18 protein-coding genes, 1 pseudogene and 1 riboswitch are annotated in these 15,197 nt (G+C 66.2%); of the genes and pseudogenes, 8 read left to right on the top strand and 11 right to left on the bottom strand.

What is annotated here, in order from left to right:
- Positions 1 to 8: 8 nt before the first annotated feature.
- Positions 9 to 1,694 (bottom strand): FAD-dependent oxidoreductase, encoded by a 1,686-nt coding sequence (locus tag WK25_RS03800; protein WP_069241003.1) that lies wholly within the window; start codon positions 1,692 to 1,694, stop codon positions 9 to 11.
- Entirely contained in the window at positions 1,682 to 1,978 is a 297-nt protein-coding gene (locus WK25_RS31075) for a hypothetical protein (RefSeq protein ID WP_156788996.1), read from the bottom strand. The genes WK25_RS03800 and WK25_RS31075 overlap by 13 nt, the downstream gene beginning before the upstream one ends.
- A gap of 91 nt (positions 1,979 to 2,069) precedes the next feature.
- Here WK25_RS31075 and WK25_RS03795 point away from each other — a divergent pair, with 91 nt between their 5' ends.
- The gene (locus WK25_RS03795; RefSeq protein ID WP_040143506.1) at positions 2,070 to 2,873 is read left to right on the top strand and encodes an EAL domain-containing protein; all 804 of its coding nucleotides are present in this window, start codon (positions 2,070 to 2,072) and stop codon (positions 2,871 to 2,873) included.
- Positions 2,874 to 3,241: 368 nt separating this feature from the next.
- Here the strand turns inward: WK25_RS03795 and WK25_RS03790 are convergent, their stop codons facing one another.
- Positions 3,242 to 4,033: an IclR family transcriptional regulator gene (locus WK25_RS03790; protein WP_059544008.1), complete on the bottom strand. Its 792-nt coding sequence runs from the start codon at positions 4,031 to 4,033 to the stop codon at positions 3,242 to 3,244.
- 116 nt (positions 4,034 to 4,149) lie between these two features.
- Between WK25_RS03790 and WK25_RS03785 the strand changes: the two genes are divergently transcribed.
- A complete protein-coding gene (locus WK25_RS03785) occupies positions 4,150 to 5,337 on the top strand; it encodes an acyl-CoA dehydrogenase (protein WP_040143504.1) in 1,188 nt (395 codons plus the stop codon).
- 153 nt (positions 5,338 to 5,490) lie between these two features.
- On the opposite strand, the gene WK25_RS03780 is transcribed toward WK25_RS03785, so the two are convergent.
- Complete coding sequence (locus WK25_RS03780; protein ID WP_040143503.1) at positions 5,491 to 6,129, bottom strand: peroxiredoxin; 639 nt, start codon at positions 6,127 to 6,129, stop codon at positions 5,491 to 5,493.
- 317 nt (positions 6,130 to 6,446) lie between these two features.
- Here WK25_RS03780 and WK25_RS03775 point away from each other — a divergent pair, with 317 nt between their 5' ends.
- From WK25_RS03775 to WK25_RS03765, 3 genes are all read left to right on the top strand, one after another.
- Positions 6,447 to 6,749 (top strand): DUF883 family protein, encoded by a 303-nt coding sequence (locus WK25_RS03775; RefSeq protein WP_040144886.1) that lies wholly within the window; start codon positions 6,447 to 6,449, stop codon positions 6,747 to 6,749.
- Between the two features lie 124 nt (positions 6,750 to 6,873).
- A complete protein-coding gene (locus WK25_RS03770; protein WP_040143502.1) occupies positions 6,874 to 7,263 on the top strand; it encodes a phage holin family protein in 390 nt (129 codons plus the stop codon).
- A 43-nt stretch (positions 7,264 to 7,306) separates the two neighbouring features.
- Positions 7,307 to 7,750 (top strand): DUF3318 domain-containing protein, encoded by a 444-nt coding sequence (locus WK25_RS03765; RefSeq protein WP_040143501.1) that lies wholly within the window; start codon positions 7,307 to 7,309, stop codon positions 7,748 to 7,750.
- Positions 7,751 to 7,817: 67 nt separating this feature from the next.
- On the opposite strand, the pseudogene WK25_RS29920 reads toward WK25_RS03765, so the two are convergent.
- From WK25_RS29920 to glyA, 7 genes and pseudogenes are all read right to left on the bottom strand, one after another.
- Positions 7,818 to 8,264, bottom strand: a pseudogene (locus WK25_RS29920) (type IV pilin protein); the annotation flags it as partial.
- Positions 8,261 to 8,722 (bottom strand): pilus assembly PilX family protein, encoded by a 462-nt coding sequence (locus tag WK25_RS03760; RefSeq protein ID WP_040144885.1) that lies wholly within the window; start codon positions 8,720 to 8,722, stop codon positions 8,261 to 8,263. The pseudogene WK25_RS29920 and the gene WK25_RS03760, both read right to left, overlap by 4 nt.
- Before the next feature lie 197 nt (positions 8,723 to 8,919).
- Positions 8,920 to 9,777, bottom strand: a complete 858-nt coding sequence (locus tag WK25_RS03755) for a type IV pilus assembly protein (protein ID WP_069241921.1) — start codon at positions 9,775 to 9,777, stop codon at positions 8,920 to 8,922.
- Positions 9,761 to 10,183 carry a type IV pilus modification PilV family protein gene (locus tag WK25_RS03750; protein ID WP_059544014.1) on the bottom strand — a complete coding sequence of 141 codons (423 nt, stop codon included), beginning with the start codon at positions 10,181 to 10,183 and terminating at the stop codon, positions 9,761 to 9,763. Before WK25_RS03750 ends, WK25_RS03755 begins: the two co-directional genes overlap by 17 nt.
- On the bottom strand, positions 10,180 to 10,740 hold the full coding sequence (locus WK25_RS03745) for a GspH/FimT family pseudopilin (protein ID WP_069241922.1): 561 nt from the start codon (positions 10,738 to 10,740) through the stop codon (positions 10,180 to 10,182). Before WK25_RS03745 ends, WK25_RS03750 begins: the two co-directional genes overlap by 4 nt.
- A 154-nt stretch (positions 10,741 to 10,894) precedes the next feature.
- Positions 10,895 to 11,374 carry a transcriptional regulator NrdR gene (nrdR, locus tag WK25_RS03740; protein ID WP_006760615.1) on the bottom strand — a complete coding sequence of 160 codons (480 nt, stop codon included), beginning with the start codon at positions 11,372 to 11,374 and terminating at the stop codon, positions 10,895 to 10,897.
- Between the two features lie 6 nt (positions 11,375 to 11,380).
- Positions 11,381 to 12,628: a serine hydroxymethyltransferase gene (gene glyA / locus WK25_RS03735; RefSeq protein ID WP_069241002.1), complete on the bottom strand. Its 1,248-nt coding sequence runs from the start codon at positions 12,626 to 12,628 to the stop codon at positions 11,381 to 11,383.
- Between the two features lie 137 nt (positions 12,629 to 12,765).
- Positions 12,766 to 12,866, bottom strand: a riboswitch (ZMP/ZTP riboswitch).
- Positions 12,867 to 13,046: 180 nt separating this feature from the next.
- Here glyA and WK25_RS03730 point away from each other — a divergent pair.
- The 3 genes from WK25_RS03730 to tolQ all read left to right on the top strand — a co-directional run bounded on the left by WK25_RS03730 (position 13,047) and on the right by tolQ (position 15,196).
- Complete coding sequence (locus WK25_RS03730) at positions 13,047 to 13,793, top strand: SDR family NAD(P)-dependent oxidoreductase (RefSeq protein ID WP_059547767.1); 747 nt, start codon at positions 13,047 to 13,049, stop codon at positions 13,791 to 13,793.
- 97 nt (positions 13,794 to 13,890) lie between these two features.
- A complete protein-coding gene (gene ybgC, locus WK25_RS03725) occupies positions 13,891 to 14,376 on the top strand; it encodes a tol-pal system-associated acyl-CoA thioesterase (protein ID WP_040143496.1) in 486 nt (161 codons plus the stop codon).
- Positions 14,377 to 14,518: 142 nt separating this feature from the next.
- Complete coding sequence (gene tolQ / locus WK25_RS03720; RefSeq protein ID WP_034182824.1) at positions 14,519 to 15,196, top strand: protein TolQ; 678 nt, start codon at positions 14,519 to 14,521, stop codon at positions 15,194 to 15,196.
- The last annotated feature ends 1 nt before the right edge of the window (position 15,197 follow it).

The raw sequence follows: 15,197 nt of genomic DNA, 5'->3' as shown, positions 1-15,197 counted from the left end.
CGGTGTCGTTATGGATTCAGCTTCGCGCAGATCGCGCGCGCCAGTGCATCGGCGATCGCCGGGCGCTCGAGCGTGCGCATCCGCGCGCATACGTGCTGGTCGGGGCGCAGCAGGTAGAACGTGCCGGGCTTCGCGTCGTAGCGTTGCGCGGCGAAACCGTCGACGTCCTCCACGACGTCGACGCCGGCCACCGGCTGCGCGTGCCCGGCCGGCACGACCAGCACGGGCCGCACCGGCAGCGCGAGGCCGTCGAGCGCCTGCGCGAGCGCGGCCGCATCGCCCGGCAGCCCGAAGAGCACGCCCGCGAAGCCGTCGCCCAGGTGCTTGAGCAGCCAGCCCGACGCACCTTGCGCGCGCACCGGCGCATCGGCCGCTGCCGCACCCGGGCGCATCGCGCCTGCAAACGTGTCGCCATGGCGGTCCGGCGTGTTCAGCGGCGACTCGGTCAGCACGGCCGGCACCGACAGGCGGCCGCTGTTCACGAGCTTGCGCGCGAATTCGCAATCGCGCGCGAGCTTCAGCGTCGCGTCGCGAAACACGCGTGATACCGCGCTCTTCGGCGTGATGAAGTCAGTCGAGCGCGTCGAATTGCGGATGTTCTCGTCCGCCGCGAATTCGCGCTCGCTCGCGTAGGTGTCGAGCAGCGCGTCGGGCGCGCGGCCGTCGAGCACGAGCTTCAGCTTCCATGCGAGGTTGTCCGCGTCCTGCACGCCGCTGTTCGCGCCGCGGGCACCGAAAGGCGACACGCCGTGCGCGGAGTCGCCCGCGAACAGCACGCGGCCGTGCCGGAACGTATCCATGCGCTGGCAGCGGAACGTATAGACGCTTACCCATTCGAGCTCGAACTCGACATCCGCGCCGAGCAGCGCACGCACGCGCGGAATCACACGTTCAGGCTGCTTCTCGGCGACCGGGTCGGCGTCCCAGCCGAGCTGGAAATCGATGCGCCACACGTTGTCGGGTTGACGATGCAGCAACACCGACTGGTTGCGGTGGAACGGCGGATCGAACCAGAACCAGCGCTCGGTCGGGAATTCCGCCTTCATCTTCACGTCGGCGATCAGGAAGCGATCCTTGAACGTGCGGCCGCGGCTTTCGAGCCCCATCGCCGTGCGCATCGGGCTGCGCGAGCCGTCTGCCGCGATCACGTACAGTGCGCGCAGCGTCTCGACACCTTCCGGCGTCTCGACGGTCAGCGTCGCGTGCTCCGCCGACTGCGCGACGCCCGTCACCTTGTGCTTCCAGCGGATGTCGATATTCGGCAGCTCGAACGCGCGCTCGGCCAGGTAGCCTTCGACGTAGTACTGCTGCAGATTGACGAACGCGGGGCGCGCATGGCCTTCCTCCGGCAGCAGGTCGAACGCGTACAGCAGTTCGTCCTGCAGGAACACCTTGCCCACGTGCCAGCTCACGCCCTTCTCGACGAAGCGCTCGCCGCAGCCGAGCCCGTCGAAAATCTCGAGCGTGCGCTTCGCGAAGCAGATCGCGCGCGAGCCCGTCGACAGCGTGTCGTCGTCGTCGAGCAGCACGACCGGCACGCCCCGCTGCGCGAGGTCGATCGCGGCCGACAGACCCACCGGGCCCGCACCGACGACGATCACCGGGTGAATGGCCGCGTCATCGCCGACGGCCCGTGCCGCGCGCGGCCGGTAGTCGAACTTCAGCGTCTGGTAATCGATGCTCATGATCGCCATCCGCTCCTCAGCGCTGCGGCGTGCGCGCCGCCGCACGCGGCGCCATCCCGCACCGCTTCATTGGCGGCCGTTGCCGCCGCCCGTGCTGCTCCGTCCACTTCAACCGCCACGTCTCGCTCCTTTGCTTCCTGTTGATCCGATTCGGAAAACGGCGCCGCTCCGGGCGCCTGAACGCCGCTTTTCTTGATCGGCGACAAATCGCTGGATTTACGAATAGTAAAACCAATTACGAATAGTGAAATCAACGTAAACCCTAGCCAACGCTTCCGGGACGGGATAACCATATGAGCGAAACGCCGAGCCGAGTCTGGCGCGCACTGCTAATATCGATACGTGAGGCGGCCCTTTCGGCCGCCATTTTTCCTTTCGACGCCGATGATTCCGCCCAACATTCCCGAGCTGGTCGCCCGTGCCGGGCAACTACCGTATCTGCGGGAACACCTCGCGCTCGCCGAGGGCGGCACCGCGTGCGCGAATCTGCCCGAGCGGACGCTCGCGAGCGCGTACGAGCCGATCTACGACGTGACGATGCCCGGCGCACCGCAATCGACGTCGTTCGCCGATGCGATCGAGCGCTACGGCGACGAACTCGGCTTCCAGGCCGTCACGCTGGTCACGGGCGCGCTGCACGACCCGGTCGATTCGGCCGTCGACGACCAGACGCTCGTCGCGATCGACCGGCTGTCGCGCGCGCTGCACGCGATCAACTTCTTCGGCGCGCAACGTCACGGGCTGCTGTTTCTGCGCGTGCACGAGCGGCTGCTCAAGAGCGTGAAGTACGACCACGGCAAGCATTTCTCGTCGGTGCTGCAACGCTTCGGCTTGCCCACCGAGCGGATCGTGATCGAACTGCCGGCCGTCGCGGTCGCGCACAAGACTTTTCTTGGCTACCTCACGCGCAGCTACCAGCATCACGGCTTCAAGGTCGCCGACAAGCTGCCCGACCCGGGCCGGATCCTCGCGGTCGAATCGGAGATGGCGCGGCCCGACTACATCAAGATGGATGCGGGCATCGCGCTGCGCGACGGAATGGTGAAGGCGCTGGTCGCGTATGCGCAGCGCGTACGGATTCCGCTGATCTTCGACGGCGTCGTCGACGAAACGCAGTGCGAGCTGCTGCGCCAGCACGACGTGCGGTTCATGCAGGGGCCGGTGTTCGCGAAGGTCGTCACGGCGTGATTTCCCGCATGGCGGCCGGTGCGCAGTAGCGGTCGGACCCATGCGGCGAGCGCCGCGCCCGATCGGCGATCCGGTCTGGCAAAGGGGTTACGGCGCGGGTTACGGCGTGGATCCGGCGCCGGTATGCAGGGCCGCTGCGGATGCGTTCGCGGCTCCATGCCGGGCCGGCGCGATGCGTTGCTCGTCAGGCGCGACGTCGGGTCCGCAGTGCGAACGCTGCGCGTTCAACCCCGTCGCGTTGGCGCCGATGGCCGCGGGTTTTGTCTGTCGACGTCGTACTTCGGCGTCGGGAAACTGACGAGAGATGGTGCGCGCGGCTCACACGATGAACGGCGGCGCGCTTCGGAGAGCGCGGCGACGCACCCGTGTCAGATCGTCTGCCCAAGCCGCTGCGCGAGTGCCTTCAGCTTCGGTCCGACCTGCGTGCGGAACACCTGTTCGTCCATCGACGATGCGGGACCGCTGCAACTCAGGATCAGCCAGCGCCCCTCGCGCGGCTCGCGAAACGGCACGGCCGCCGCGTTGACGTCCATGTGCCACGCACGAAACGAATAGCAGCATCCGCCGTCCGCAAACTCCGCGACCGCCTGCTGCGCAGCGGCGACGAGCGCATCCGCGTCGGCCGCGCCGCCGGCTGCCCGATGCAGGTCCGCATACAGCGCGCGGCGCACATCCTCCGGCTGCACGGCCAGGTACGCGCGCCCCATCGAACTCGTCAGCATCGACAGCCGGGAGCCGGGCGCAAGCCCGAGCGTCAGCGCGGTTTCGCTGCGAATCGTCTCGAGATAGATCATGTCGAGGCCGTCCCGGCAGCCAAGCGACACGGCCGCGCCGATCTCCCGCGCGAGCGCCTGCATGTGCGGCCTCGCGAGATCGAGCGTGCCCGAGCCCGCGAGCAGCGCATAGCCGAGCGACAACACGCCGGCGTCGAGCGCATACTTTCCGAGCGTCTCGTCGTAACGCAGATAGCCGAGCACGGTCAGCGTGTACGCCAGCCGGTTCACCGTCGCTTTCGGCAGCCCGGTGCGCTCCGCGAAGTCGCGATTGCCGAGCATCGTCTCGCCGGGCCGGAATGCGCGCAGCAGATCGAGCCCGCGCGCGAGCGCCACCACGAACTTGCGTTCGTCGATCGCGGTTTCGTCGATGGTTGAAAGTGTCATCTGGTGTTACACTGAGTTCGATTTGCAAAACATTGTTCCGCACAGCGGAACTCCAGTCAAGCGAACTTTCAGCACGACGCCCGACTCGATGCGTCGAGGGGACAGGAGATGACACGATGAGCGCTGCAACTTTTCATTGGGACGATCCGCTGCTGCTCGATCAGCAACTGACCGAAGAAGAGCGGATGGTACGCGATGCCGCGCAGGCGTACGCACGGGACAAGCTCGCGCCGCGCGTGACCGATGCGTTCCGCCATGAACGCACCGACGCCGCGATCTTCCGCGAAATGGGAGAAGTCGGCCTGCTCGGGCCGACGATCCCCGAGGAATACGGCGGCCCCGGCCTCAACTACGTGAGCTACGGGCTGATCGCGCGCGAAGTCGAGCGCGTCGATTCCGGCTACCGCTCGATGATGTCCGTGCAGTCGTCGCTGGTGATGGTGCCCATCTTCGAATTCGGCTCGGACGCGCAGAAGCAGAAATATCTGCCGAAGCTCGCGAGCGGCGAATGGATCGGATGCTTCGGGCTGACCGAGCCGAACCACGGCTCCGATCCCGGCAGCATGGTCACGCGCGCGAAGAAGGTCGCCGGCGGCTATTCGCTGTCCGGCGCCAAGATGTGGATCACCAATTCGCCGATCGCCGACGTATTCGTCGTGTGGGCAAAGCTCGACGAAAACGGCAAGGACGCGATTCGCGGCTTCATCCTCGAAAAAGGCTGGAAGGGGCTGTCCGCGCCGGCGATCCACGGCAAGGTCGGGCTGCGCGCGTCGATCACCGGCGAGATCGTGCTCGACGAGGTGTTCGTACCGGAAGAGAACCTGATGCCCAACGTGAGCGGCCTGCGCGGCCCGTTCACGTGCTTGAACTCGGCGCGCTACGGTATCGCATGGGGCGCGCTCGGCGCGGCGGAATCGTGCTGGCACACCGCGCGCCAGTACGTGCTCGATCGCAAGCAGTTCGGCCGGCCGCTCGCCGCGAACCAGCTGATCCAGAAGAAGCTCGCCGACATGCAGACCGAAATCACGCTCGGCCTGCAAGGCGTACTGCGGCTCGGGCGGATGAAGGACGAAGGCACGGCGGCCGTCGAGATCACGTCGATCATGAAGCGCAACTCCTGCGGCAAGGCGCTCGACATTGCGCGGCTCGCGCGCGACATGCTGGGCGGCAACGGCATCTCCGACGAATTCGGTGTCGCGCGCCACCTCGTCAACCTCGAGGTGGTCAATACGTATGAAGGCACGCACGACATCCACGCGCTGATCCTCGGTCGCGCGCAGACGGGCATCCAGGCATTCTTCTGAGCATTCGCGCACGGCGGCGCGCGGTGGCCCGGCCGCGTCGCCTTGCTACCGTCATACTGAAAAAAAGACACGGCCCGCCCGGCATCGCTGCCGGGCGGGCCGCTTTCCTCGGCATCCACGTTCGTCACGCGGCGCCGTTTCCGGAGCCGCTGCTTACTTGTTCGGCTGCGGCGTGAGACGCAGGTACGGACGCACCGCGTTGAAGCCCTTCGGGAACCGCTTCTTCAGCTCTTCCGGATCCTGCAGCGACGGCACGATCACGACGTCGTCGCCATCCTTCCAGTTGCCGGGGGTGGCGACCTTGTAGTTGTCGGTCAGCTGCAGCGAGTCGATCACGCGCAACACTTCGTCGAAGTTGCGCCCGGTACTGGCCGGATACGTGATGATCAGGCGAACTTTCTTGTTCGGGTCGATCACGAACAGCGAGCGCACCGTCAGCGTTTCGTTCGCGTTCGGGTGAATCATGTCGTACAGCTGCGAGACCTTGCGGTCGCCGTCGGCAATGATCGGGAAGCCGACGACGGTCGATTGCGTTTCGTTGATGTCGTTGATCCAGCCTTTGTGCGATTCGACGTCGTCGACCGACAGCGCGATCACTTTCACATTGCGTTTCTCGAATTCGCCCTTCAGCTTCGCGGTCAACCCGAGCTCAGTCGTGCACACCGGCGTGTAGTCGGCCGGATGCGAGAACAGGACGCCCCAGCTGTCGCCCAGCCACTCGTGAAACTTGATCTTGCCCAGGCTCGATTCCTGCTCGAAATCCGGTGCGATGTCGCCAAGACGCAGGCTCATGATGTTCCCTCCTCGAACGATGCTGGTTGAAACCGCGCGCTGTCGGCGCGGGACAGTCCGTCAGCTTACGGGAAGCAATGCGCCATGCGAACGATTATTACGTTTGATATTCATACTTTTTTGTCATTTTTGCCCGATGGCGGAACGGCATGGACGGCCGCGGAGGAAACTTTTCGTGCCGTTTGCGGCTCTGTTGACGATTGCGAGTCGTTTACCATGCAGTCTTGCACTGCCGCCGTGTGTCTTCCCGGCTCGCCAGCAGGCAGGCGTTTCGCTACGATGTGAACCTGCAGCATGACAGCATGAAGGGAGTTGCAATGTCGGAAATCAACAAGGAGAAACTGATGTCGGATATCAAAACCGTTCTGGCGGACGCCGAAGATCTGCTCAAGCAGGCAGCGAGCAGCACGGGCGACCGTGCAGCCGAGCTGCGCGAGAAAGCCATGTCGCGCCTGAAGCAGGCCAAGGAAAAGGCAACCGACGTCCAGGTCGTGGTGGTCGAGAAAGGCAAGAAGGCCGCGCGCGCTACCGACGATTACGTGCATGAGCATCCGTGGACGTCCATCGGCATCGCCGCCGGCGTCGGCGTGCTGATCGGTCTGCTGATCAACCGCAAGTAACGCGCTCAGCGCCGTTCCGCCCCACGTGCCGCCGCGCGGCTGCACGTGGGTGCCGAAGCCTGCCGGCGGTTCGCCGGCGGCCGCTTTGACCTAGCCGCTTACTGCGCGCGCAAGCGCCTCATCCATGACGACAGACACCCACTCGCAGCCGTCCGGCCACGGGCCGCTGCGCCGCCTCGTCGGCTCCGCGATCGGCCTCCTGCAAACGCGCCTGGAACTGGTCGGCATCGAGCTCGCCGAGGAAAAGGAACGCCTGATGGGCGTGCTGTTCCTCGGCCTCGCCGCGATGATGCTCGCGACGATGGCGCTCATCAGCCTGACCGTGCTCATCGCGATCGCATTCTGGGACACCTATCGCTGGCAATCGCTGGCTGTCATCACGGCGGTATATGCACTCGCAGGCATCGCCTGTGCGCTCAAGGCGCGCTCGGGCCTGCGCGAAGCGCCGACCGTGTTCGAGGCGACGCTCGCGGAGCTCGAGAAAGACCGCGAAATCTTCCGCAGCAAGTCGTGAACGCGGCCGCGTTCGCCCCTGTCACCTACTTAGCCGACGCGCCATGAGCCAGAACGTCACGAGCCATCCGCCCCGCCCCCATTCGTCGCGATCGAAGTGGAACGCGTCGCAGCACCGCGCGCTCCGCAAGGAATTGCTGATCCTGCGATCCGAGGTCGAGCGGCTCGAGCTTGCCGAAGCCGCCGCCGAAGTGCGTCATGCCGTCACGCGGTTCAGCTGGCTCAAGATGTTCATCCCCGGCCTGTCGAGCCACAAGTTCAGCCAGTCCGCGAAGAACCTGAACGCCAATCTCGGCCAGCTCGTCAACCAGTATCCGATGCTCAGTTCGCTCGCATCGCTCGTGCTGGCGAAACCCATTCGCTCGCTGCTTCGCGCGAGTGCGGGCCCCGCGCTGAAGTGGGGCACCGTCGGCTTCGCCGCGTGGGAGGTGTACCAGATCTGGAAGCAGTCGCGCGTCGAGCGCGGCCCTGTCGCGAACGACGACTGACACGCCACGGCAAACGCGCACGGCCGTTCCGCGATATGCGCTTCCATGCATATTGCTCGATCAGCGCGCCCCAACACATCCGCTGCCGCGCCGCCGGTTCCGCGTCGGCGGATTCCGCAGTACTGCCTCGCGTGCCGTCCGAGCGCAGCGTAAATGCGCCGCATCTGTCGTCGCGCATCGGGCCCGTATCGAGCGGGCTTGCAACGAGTTCGTAGAACACCGCCGCATCATCGCCGGCCGGACGCGCCAACCGCACGCGATAGACAGGGCGCCCGTCCGGCGGCGCCTGCGCGTATGCGTGCGGCAATGTCCGCGGCGGCGGGCCGTCGAGTGTTTCGAGATATTGCGCCGCGCGGTACAGCGCGGCAATCGCGGACGCACGATGGCTGCGCGCGACATGCTCGCGATACGACGGGATACCCCAGCCTGCCAGCACGGCGACGATCGCGAGCACGACCATCAATTCGATCAACGTGAACGCCGACGCGCGGCGCATCGGGGCGAGCGCTTTCATCGATGCACTGCCGCGACGTGACGCCAGCGCCGCGCAACGACGCGTCCATCGCGCAGCGCGATCTGGCTTTGCAGCCACACCGCGCCCGACGCATGGCCGCCAACGCCTCGCGCGGTGACGAGGTAAGCGCGGCTACCTCGCGGGCCGACGCCCGGCCACGCTTCGATCAGGCAACGCGGTGGCCGCGCAGCCATCGGCCACGCGGGAAACGGGGCGAACGCCTCGCCGACGACCAGCGCCGGCGTTCGCCGCCACGCATCCGGTTCGTCGACCGAAGCCGGTTCGTCAAGGTACGGCGTGCGGCCACGAAGCAACTGCGCGGTACAGGCTTCGAGTGCCGCATCGGCCGCGTGGAATGCGATCAACCTATCCGACAATGCACGCGTGCGGCGCGATTCCGTCAGCGCCGATTCGAACCATGTGCCGGTCAGCGCAGCGACTGCCGCGCCGACGGCGATCACGGCAGGCAGTGCAAGGCCGGCATCGCGGCGCCAGCTGCGGAGGGCGGATACCGTGCGTGTGCGCGCCGGTTTGCGGCTCCGGAGGATCGATTCCAGCGCCGCGTGCGGAACGTCGCCGTACGCCGCGGCGCGGCTTTCGATGCGGGCCGCCGCAATGTGCGTTGCACGCGCACGGGCAATGCCGTTCGGGCGGCTCATCGCAGCACCTCTCTTTCGCGCGTCGCTTCGCGGCCGGCACCGACGAACGCCTCCGCGGAGTTGCGCAACGCGACAATGCGATGCAAAACGAGACGCGCGCGACCATCTTGCGAGACGGCGGTGCGGCCGTCGCAATCGACATGACGCGCGGGCTCGCGCATCGATTCGCCACGCGCCCGCACGCACAGATGCACGGCCGCGACGTCGCGCCAGTCGCCCGCGCCCATCGCGTTCGCGTTGACGAACTGCCGGCTTTCGCGGCGCAAGTAGCGCACGCGCAACTGGTCGATCCCGGACACGACGGGTTGCGGCGTACCGGGGCGCCCGTTGCCTTCGCAGTACAGCTCGGGCTCTCCCGTCGACGGACTGACATGCGCGTCGAAACGGTTTTCCACGAGCGGCCGCTCGCCGGGTGCGCCGACGCCCTGCCCGAGACAATCGGACACTTGCCCGCTCGTCGTCGGCCACGTCGACACGCGGTCGCCTACATACCGCGCCAGCACCGCATCCGACGCCGCCCGCACGGCCTCGCAGCGCACTTGCGCGCCGCCGCCGCGCACGCGCCCGGATGAACAGCCAAACACCGGCGGCAACGGCGACGCCTCATCGACATCCAGCGGCCGAAACCCTGCCATCTGGATTTGCTGGCCGATCAGCATCAACGCTGTCGCAGCCGCATCGCGCATCCTGAACCCGTCTTCCGCGCGCTGCTGCGCAACGCGCTGCGCGTGATACAGCGCGCCCGCCGCGGCAAGCACGAGCAGACCGACGGTCATCGCGATCAGCACCTCGAGCAGCGTATGTGCGCGGCCGCGACGGCAGCCGCGGCTTCCGCGATCAGCGTTCACCGGCATTGGCATTGGCCTCGCGAAACGGAATCCGCACACACGATGGCGGCTTGACGACAGCGTCCGCACGCTCGCATCGCGAGGAAGTCGACGCCGACGCGTCGGTGCCGTGCCAGCCGACGACCACGGAACTGACACCGGCCGCTCCGCCGTCGAGCGTCACCGTGCCGCCGGGCAGTGATGCAGCCACGAGCGCGGCGATGTCGTCGCCAGCGTCGGCCGCAGCGCGCCGACGCTCGATGCGTGCATCGGCCAGCCACAGTGCGCGTTCCCGCCACATCGTCGATCGCTGCGCGCGCGTCATTGCAAGCTGACTGCCGGCCACGGCGAGCATTACCATGGCGAGCAGCGCGATGGCCAGCACGGCCTCAAGCAGCGAAGTACCCTGCATCCGACTGCGCATGCGCGTCATGCCGCATCGCAACGGCCGGCCGCGACGCGTGCGCGGCCACCTGCCGAGATCCGGATGCAACGCGCCATACGCGCATCGTCACTCTCGTGCGCATGCGGCGGCCGCAACTCGAAACGCCGGATCCCGCCGATGATTTGCCCTGTCGGCGGCGCAAACGCCAGATCGCGCGCGGCGCCGGCCACGGCAATGTCGGCATCGTGCGGATAACGCCGCAGTACGCGAGGTTGTCCGTCGAACTGCCCGCTGACGATCCAGCCGCATGACCACTCGGCCGGGCTGCACCGCTCGCCAGCGCGCACACAGTCACCGTCGCGACCGGCCCTGCACAGCGTGACGCGCACGCCGAGACGCGTCGCTTCGGTGCGGGCGAAAGACAGCGCACCGAGTAGTGCGCGAGAGCGGGCATCCACGCGTTCGCGCATGTGCCAACGGTCAAATGCAGGCGCCGCGTAAAGCCCGATCGCGGCCGCCAGCGCAATCGCGACCATCAGCTCGACGAGCGTGAACCCGCCACACCATCGCATGTTTTTTTCAACGGGCCGCCGGTACGGTTCCATCGCCATTGCCCTCCGTCAACGTGATGCAACCACTGTAGCGACGCATGCGGACGCGCGCCATTAGCCGAACGGCCGACTGGCGACCTCCAGCCACGGCCGACACAATCGGCACGAATTGAACCTGCGGGAGAAGACGATGAACGGACGCAGCGCGTCAGCGCTTGCGCGGAGGCTTGGAGGGGGACGCGCGACGGAATTCTTCGATCACGTCGGCAAATTCGGAAACGTCCTCGAACCGGCGGTAAACCGATGCAAAGCGGACATAGGCAATCGTATCGAGGCCGCGCAGCTCGTTCATCACGAGTTCGCCGAGCTTCTCGCTACGCACTTCACGCTCGCCGGTCGCGAGCAACTGATATTCGATACGGGCGACCGCCGCGTCGATCGCGTCGGCTGCAACCGGCCGCTTGCGCAGCGCGAGTTGCATGCTGGCGACGATCTTGCGACGGTCGAATTCGGTACGGCTGCCGTCCTTCTTCACGACGGCCGGCAGGTTCAGCTCGACCCGCTCGTACGTCGTGAAGCGCTTGTCGCAAGCCGAGCAGCGACGGCGCCGACGAATCGCGGCGCCATCTTCGGACACGCGCGAGTCGACGACCTGCGTGTCCTCATGCCGGCAGAACGGGCAGCGCATGCCGGATCAGCGATAGACCGGGAAACGCTTGGTCAGCTCGGCCACCTGCGCGCGCACGCGCTCGATCGTCGCCGCGTCTTCCGGGTTCTCGAGCACGTCGGCAATCAGGTTGCCGACCTGCTCCGCTTCCGCCGGCCCGAACCCGCGCGTCGTCATCGCCGGCGAACCCAGGCGGATGCCGCTCGTCACGAACGGCTTTTCCGGATCGTTCGGGATCGCGTTCTTGTTCACCGTAATGTGCGCGGCGCCGAGCGCCGCTTCCGCTGCCTTGCCCGTGATGTTCTTCGCGCGCAGGTCGACCAGCATCACGTGACTTTCCGTGCGGCCCGACACGATCCGCAGCCCGCGCTTGACCAGCGTTTCTGCCAGCACGCGTGCGTTCTCCACCACCTTCTGCTGATACGCCTTGAACTCCGGCGACAGCGCTTCCTTGAACGCAACGGCCTTCGCCGCGATCACGTGCATCAGCGGGCCGCCCTGGATACCCGGGAAGATCGCCGAATTGATCGGCTTCTCGTACTCCGCCTTCATCAGGATCACGCCGCCGCGCGGGCCGCGCAGGCTCTTGTGCGTCGTCGTCGTCACGAAGTCGGCGTGCGGCACCGGGTTCGGATACACGCCCGCCGCGATCAGCCCCGCGTAGTGCGCCATGTCGACCATCAGGTACGCGCCCACCGACTTCGCAATCTTTGCCAGACGCTCGAAATCGATCTTCAGCGCGAACGCCGATGCGCCCGCGACAATCAGCTTCGGCTTGTGCTCGTTCGCCAGCTTCTCGGCCGCGTCGTAGTCGATGTCTTCGTTTTCGTTCAGCCCGTAGCTGACGACGTTGAACCACTTGCCCGACATGTTCACCGGCGAGCCGTGCGTCAGGTGGCCGCCGTGCGCGAGGCTCATGCCCATGATCGTGTCGCCCGGCTTGAGCATCGCGAAGAACACGCCCTGGTTCGCCTGCGAACCCGAGTTCGGCTGCACGTTCGCCGCTTCCGCGCCAAACAGCTGCTTCACACGGTCGATCGCCAGCTGCTCGACCACGTCGACATATTCGCAGCCCCCGTAGTAGCGCTTGCCCGGGTAACCTTCCGCGTACTTGTTCGTGAGCTGCGAGCCCTGTGCGGCCATCACGGCCGGGCTCGTGTAGTTCTCCGACGCGATCAGCTCGATGTGATCTTCCTGGCGGCGGTTTTCCTGCTCGATCGCTGCAAAGAGTTCGGGATCGACGTTCGCGATGGTGCTTTGGGCTCTGTCAAACATACGGTTTCCGTTAAGTGTGTACAGGTTGACCGGTGCGGCCGAGTACATTGCGCTGCTGGCGGGGCCAGCTCGACGTGGCGGAAGAATCCGTATGACGCGAGACAGGACAGCCACCGGCAATGCACGCAATGGCGCACAACGGCTGCCCAGGCGAACGGCAAAAACGGCGCCCCGCGCTTCACGGTGGGATGCTCCACCTTGAACCCGAAGGGTTCTATCGCCAGTCACGCAGGGGTGATGAGCGCGTTAGTTTATTGGATGCGCCATGAATAGGCAACCGCGCGCCAGGCATGTCGAAATAATAAGGGCCAGGCTATACGCTCCCGCTCAGACGCGCTTCGGCGCCTTGCCGCGGTGCGGCAATCTCAGTAGGCTTGCGGGATACTATCCGCCAATTCGTTACCGACCAGGAGCAGCAATGATCGTGTTCGTCACAGGCGCGTCCGCCGGCTTCGGCGCCGCCATCGCCCGCGCGTTTGTCAAGGGCGGCCACCGCGTCGTCGCCACCGCCCGCCGCAAGGATCGTCTCGATGCGCTCGCGGCCGAGCTGGGTGATGCGCTGCTGCCGTTCGAGCTCGACGTGCGCGACCGCGCCGCCGTCGAGGCCGTGCCGGCTGCACTCCCCGCCGACTTTGCAGCGCTCGACGTGCTCGTCAACAACGCAGGCCTCGCGCTCGGTGTGGAGCCTGCCCAAAAGGCGAGCCTGGACGAATGGCAGACGATGATCGACACGAACTGCTCTGGCCTCGTGACGGTCACGCACACGCTGCTGCCAGGGATGATCGAGCGCGGCCGCGGCCATATCTTCAATCTCGGTTCAGTCGCCGGCACCTATCCGTATCCGGGCGGGAACGTCTACGGCGCAACCAAGGCTTTCGTCAGACAATTCAGTCTGAATCTGCGCGCGGACCTGATCGGCACGCCCGTGCGCGTCACTGATATCGAACCCGGCCTGTGCGGCGGCACGGAATTCTCGAACGTGCGCTACCGCGGCGATGACGCGAAGGCTGCGAACGTATATCAGAACGTCCAGCCGCTCACCGCCGAGGACATCGCAGACACCATCTACTGGATCGCAACGCGTCCCGCGCACGTCAACATCAACACGATCGAGATGATGCCGGTTGCTCAAGCCCCCGCCGGCCTCACGATCCATCGCGGCTGACCCGTCTCGGCAGGCCGCCGGCCCCGCGCCGGCGGCCTGCCGCGTACTACATTCCGTTACGAATCGGTTACGAATCCGTCCGCGGCCTTCCGGTAGAATGCGCGCCATGACTCAGCCTACCCGCTCCCCGGACGCGCCCTGCGGCTTTATCTGGCCGGTTCGCGTGTACTACGAGGATACCGATGCAGGCGGCATCGTCTTCTATGCCAACTACCTGAAGTTCTTCGAACGCGCCCGCACCGAATGGCTGCGCGCGTGCGGCATCGACCAGCGCCGCCTCGCCGACGACACGGGCGCCATCTTCATCGTGCGCAGCACGTCGCTCGACTACCGCGCGCCGGCGCGACTCGACGACGCGCTGACGATCATGAGCCGGCCCGGGCGCATCGGCCGCGCATCGGTGGAATTCACGCAGGAAGCGTGGCGCGGCGACACGCTGCTCGTCGCCGGACACATCCGGCTGGGTTGCGTGGACCAAACCGGCATCCGGCCTGCGGCGATCCCGCCAGCCGTGCTGGAGGCACTACAACGCGGGCCCGTCATCGACGCCGGGCAAACTGTATTGTCAACGAAGCTCGAATGAGCACCGTTTAGACAAAACCTATGAACTTGCCCTCCTGAATCGATACTAAGCAAGGTTCGGCGCCAGGCCAGGCCGGCGCGCCGCGCCGCACGCATGCCGCGCGCCTTCGCCGGGCACCCCGAAGGGACGTTACTCAAACTCTATGAACACTTCTCAAGACCTGTCGATCATTTCCCTCGTCCTCAACGCGAGCGTGCTGGCCCAGGCCGTGATGGGGCTGCTGTTGCTACTGTCGCTGATGTCGTGGACCTTCATCTTCCGCAAGTGGTTTGCGATCCGGCGCGCGCGCGCGCAGACCGAACGCTTCGAGCGGGATTTCTGGTCCGGCGGCGACCTGCAGGCGCTGTATCAGAGCGCGGCCAACAACCGCCACACGATCGGCGCGCTCGAGCGCATCTTCGAATCGGGGATGCGCGAGTTCCTGAAGGCGAAGGAAAAGCGTCTCAGCGATCCCGGTCTCGTGCTCGACGGCGCGCGCCGTGCGATGCGCGCGTCGTTCCAGCGTGAAATGGACGTGCTCGAAGCGAACCTCGCGTTCCTCGCGTCGGTCGGCTCGGTCAGCCCGTACATCGGTCTGTTCGGCACCGTCTGGGGGATCATGAACTCGTTCCGCGGTCTCGCGAACGTGCAGCAGGCGACGCTCGCGAACGTCGCGCCGGGCATCGCCGAGGCGCTCGTCGCCACCGCGATCGGCCTGTTCGCCGCGATTCCGGCGGTAGTCGCGTACAACCGCTACGCGCACGACATCGACCGCCTCGCGATCCGCTTCGAGACCTTCATCGAAGAATTCTCGAACATCCTGCAGCGTCAGGCCCAGTAAG

This window comes from Burkholderia latens (genome assembly GCF_001718795.1).
GTDB classification, from domain to species: Bacteria; Pseudomonadota; Gammaproteobacteria; order Burkholderiales; family Burkholderiaceae; genus Burkholderia; species Burkholderia latens_A.
Note: the sequence above shows the minus strand (reverse complement) of the source record. Positions and strands in the feature narration are given on the sequence as shown.

Excerpts from the sequence above, each read along its gene's own strand:
- WK25_RS03785 (WP_040143504.1), top strand. The coding sequence starts at position 4,150 with ATGAGCGCTGCAACTTTTCATTGGGACGATCCGCTGCTGCTCGATCAG.
- WK25_RS03730 (WP_059547767.1), top strand. The coding sequence starts at position 13,047 with ATGATCGTGTTCGTCACAGGCGCGTCCGCCGGCTTCGGCGCCGCCATC.
- WK25_RS03750 (WP_059544014.1), bottom strand. The coding sequence starts at position 10,183 with ATGACGCGCATGCGCAGTCGGATGCAGGGTACTTCGCTGCTTGAGGCC.
- WK25_RS03755 (WP_069241921.1), bottom strand. The coding sequence starts at position 9,777 with ATGCCGGTGAACGCTGATCGCGGAAGCCGCGGCTGCCGTCGCGGCCGC.
- glyA (WP_069241002.1), bottom strand. The coding sequence starts at position 12,628 with ATGTTTGACAGAGCCCAAAGCACCATCGCGAACGTCGATCCCGAACTC.
- nrdR (WP_006760615.1), bottom strand. The coding sequence starts at position 11,374 with ATGCGCTGCCCGTTCTGCCGGCATGAGGACACGCAGGTCGTCGACTCG.
- WK25_RS03790 (WP_059544008.1), bottom strand. The coding sequence starts at position 4,033 with ATGACACTTTCAACCATCGACGAAACCGCGATCGACGAACGCAAGTTC.
- ybgC (WP_040143496.1), top strand. The coding sequence starts at position 13,891 with ATGCGCGCCATGACTCAGCCTACCCGCTCCCCGGACGCGCCCTGCGGC.
- WK25_RS03795 (WP_040143506.1), top strand. The coding sequence starts at position 2,070 with ATGATTCCGCCCAACATTCCCGAGCTGGTCGCCCGTGCCGGGCAACTA.
- WK25_RS03765 (WP_040143501.1), top strand. The coding sequence starts at position 7,307 with ATGAGCCAGAACGTCACGAGCCATCCGCCCCGCCCCCATTCGTCGCGA.
- tolQ (WP_034182824.1), top strand. The coding sequence starts at position 14,519 with ATGAACACTTCTCAAGACCTGTCGATCATTTCCCTCGTCCTCAACGCG.
- WK25_RS31075 (WP_156788996.1), bottom strand. The coding sequence starts at position 1,978 with ATGGTTATCCCGTCCCGGAAGCGTTGGCTAGGGTTTACGTTGATTTCA.
- WK25_RS03770 (WP_040143502.1), top strand. The coding sequence starts at position 6,874 with ATGACGACAGACACCCACTCGCAGCCGTCCGGCCACGGGCCGCTGCGC.
- WK25_RS03780 (WP_040143503.1), bottom strand. The coding sequence starts at position 6,129 with ATGAGCCTGCGTCTTGGCGACATCGCACCGGATTTCGAGCAGGAATCG.
- WK25_RS03800 (WP_069241003.1), bottom strand. The coding sequence starts at position 1,694 with ATGGCGATCATGAGCATCGATTACCAGACGCTGAAGTTCGACTACCGG.
- WK25_RS03745 (WP_069241922.1), bottom strand. The coding sequence starts at position 10,740 with ATGGAACCGTACCGGCGGCCCGTTGAAAAAAACATGCGATGGTGTGGC.
- WK25_RS03775 (WP_040144886.1), top strand. The coding sequence starts at position 6,447 with ATGTCGGAAATCAACAAGGAGAAACTGATGTCGGATATCAAAACCGTT.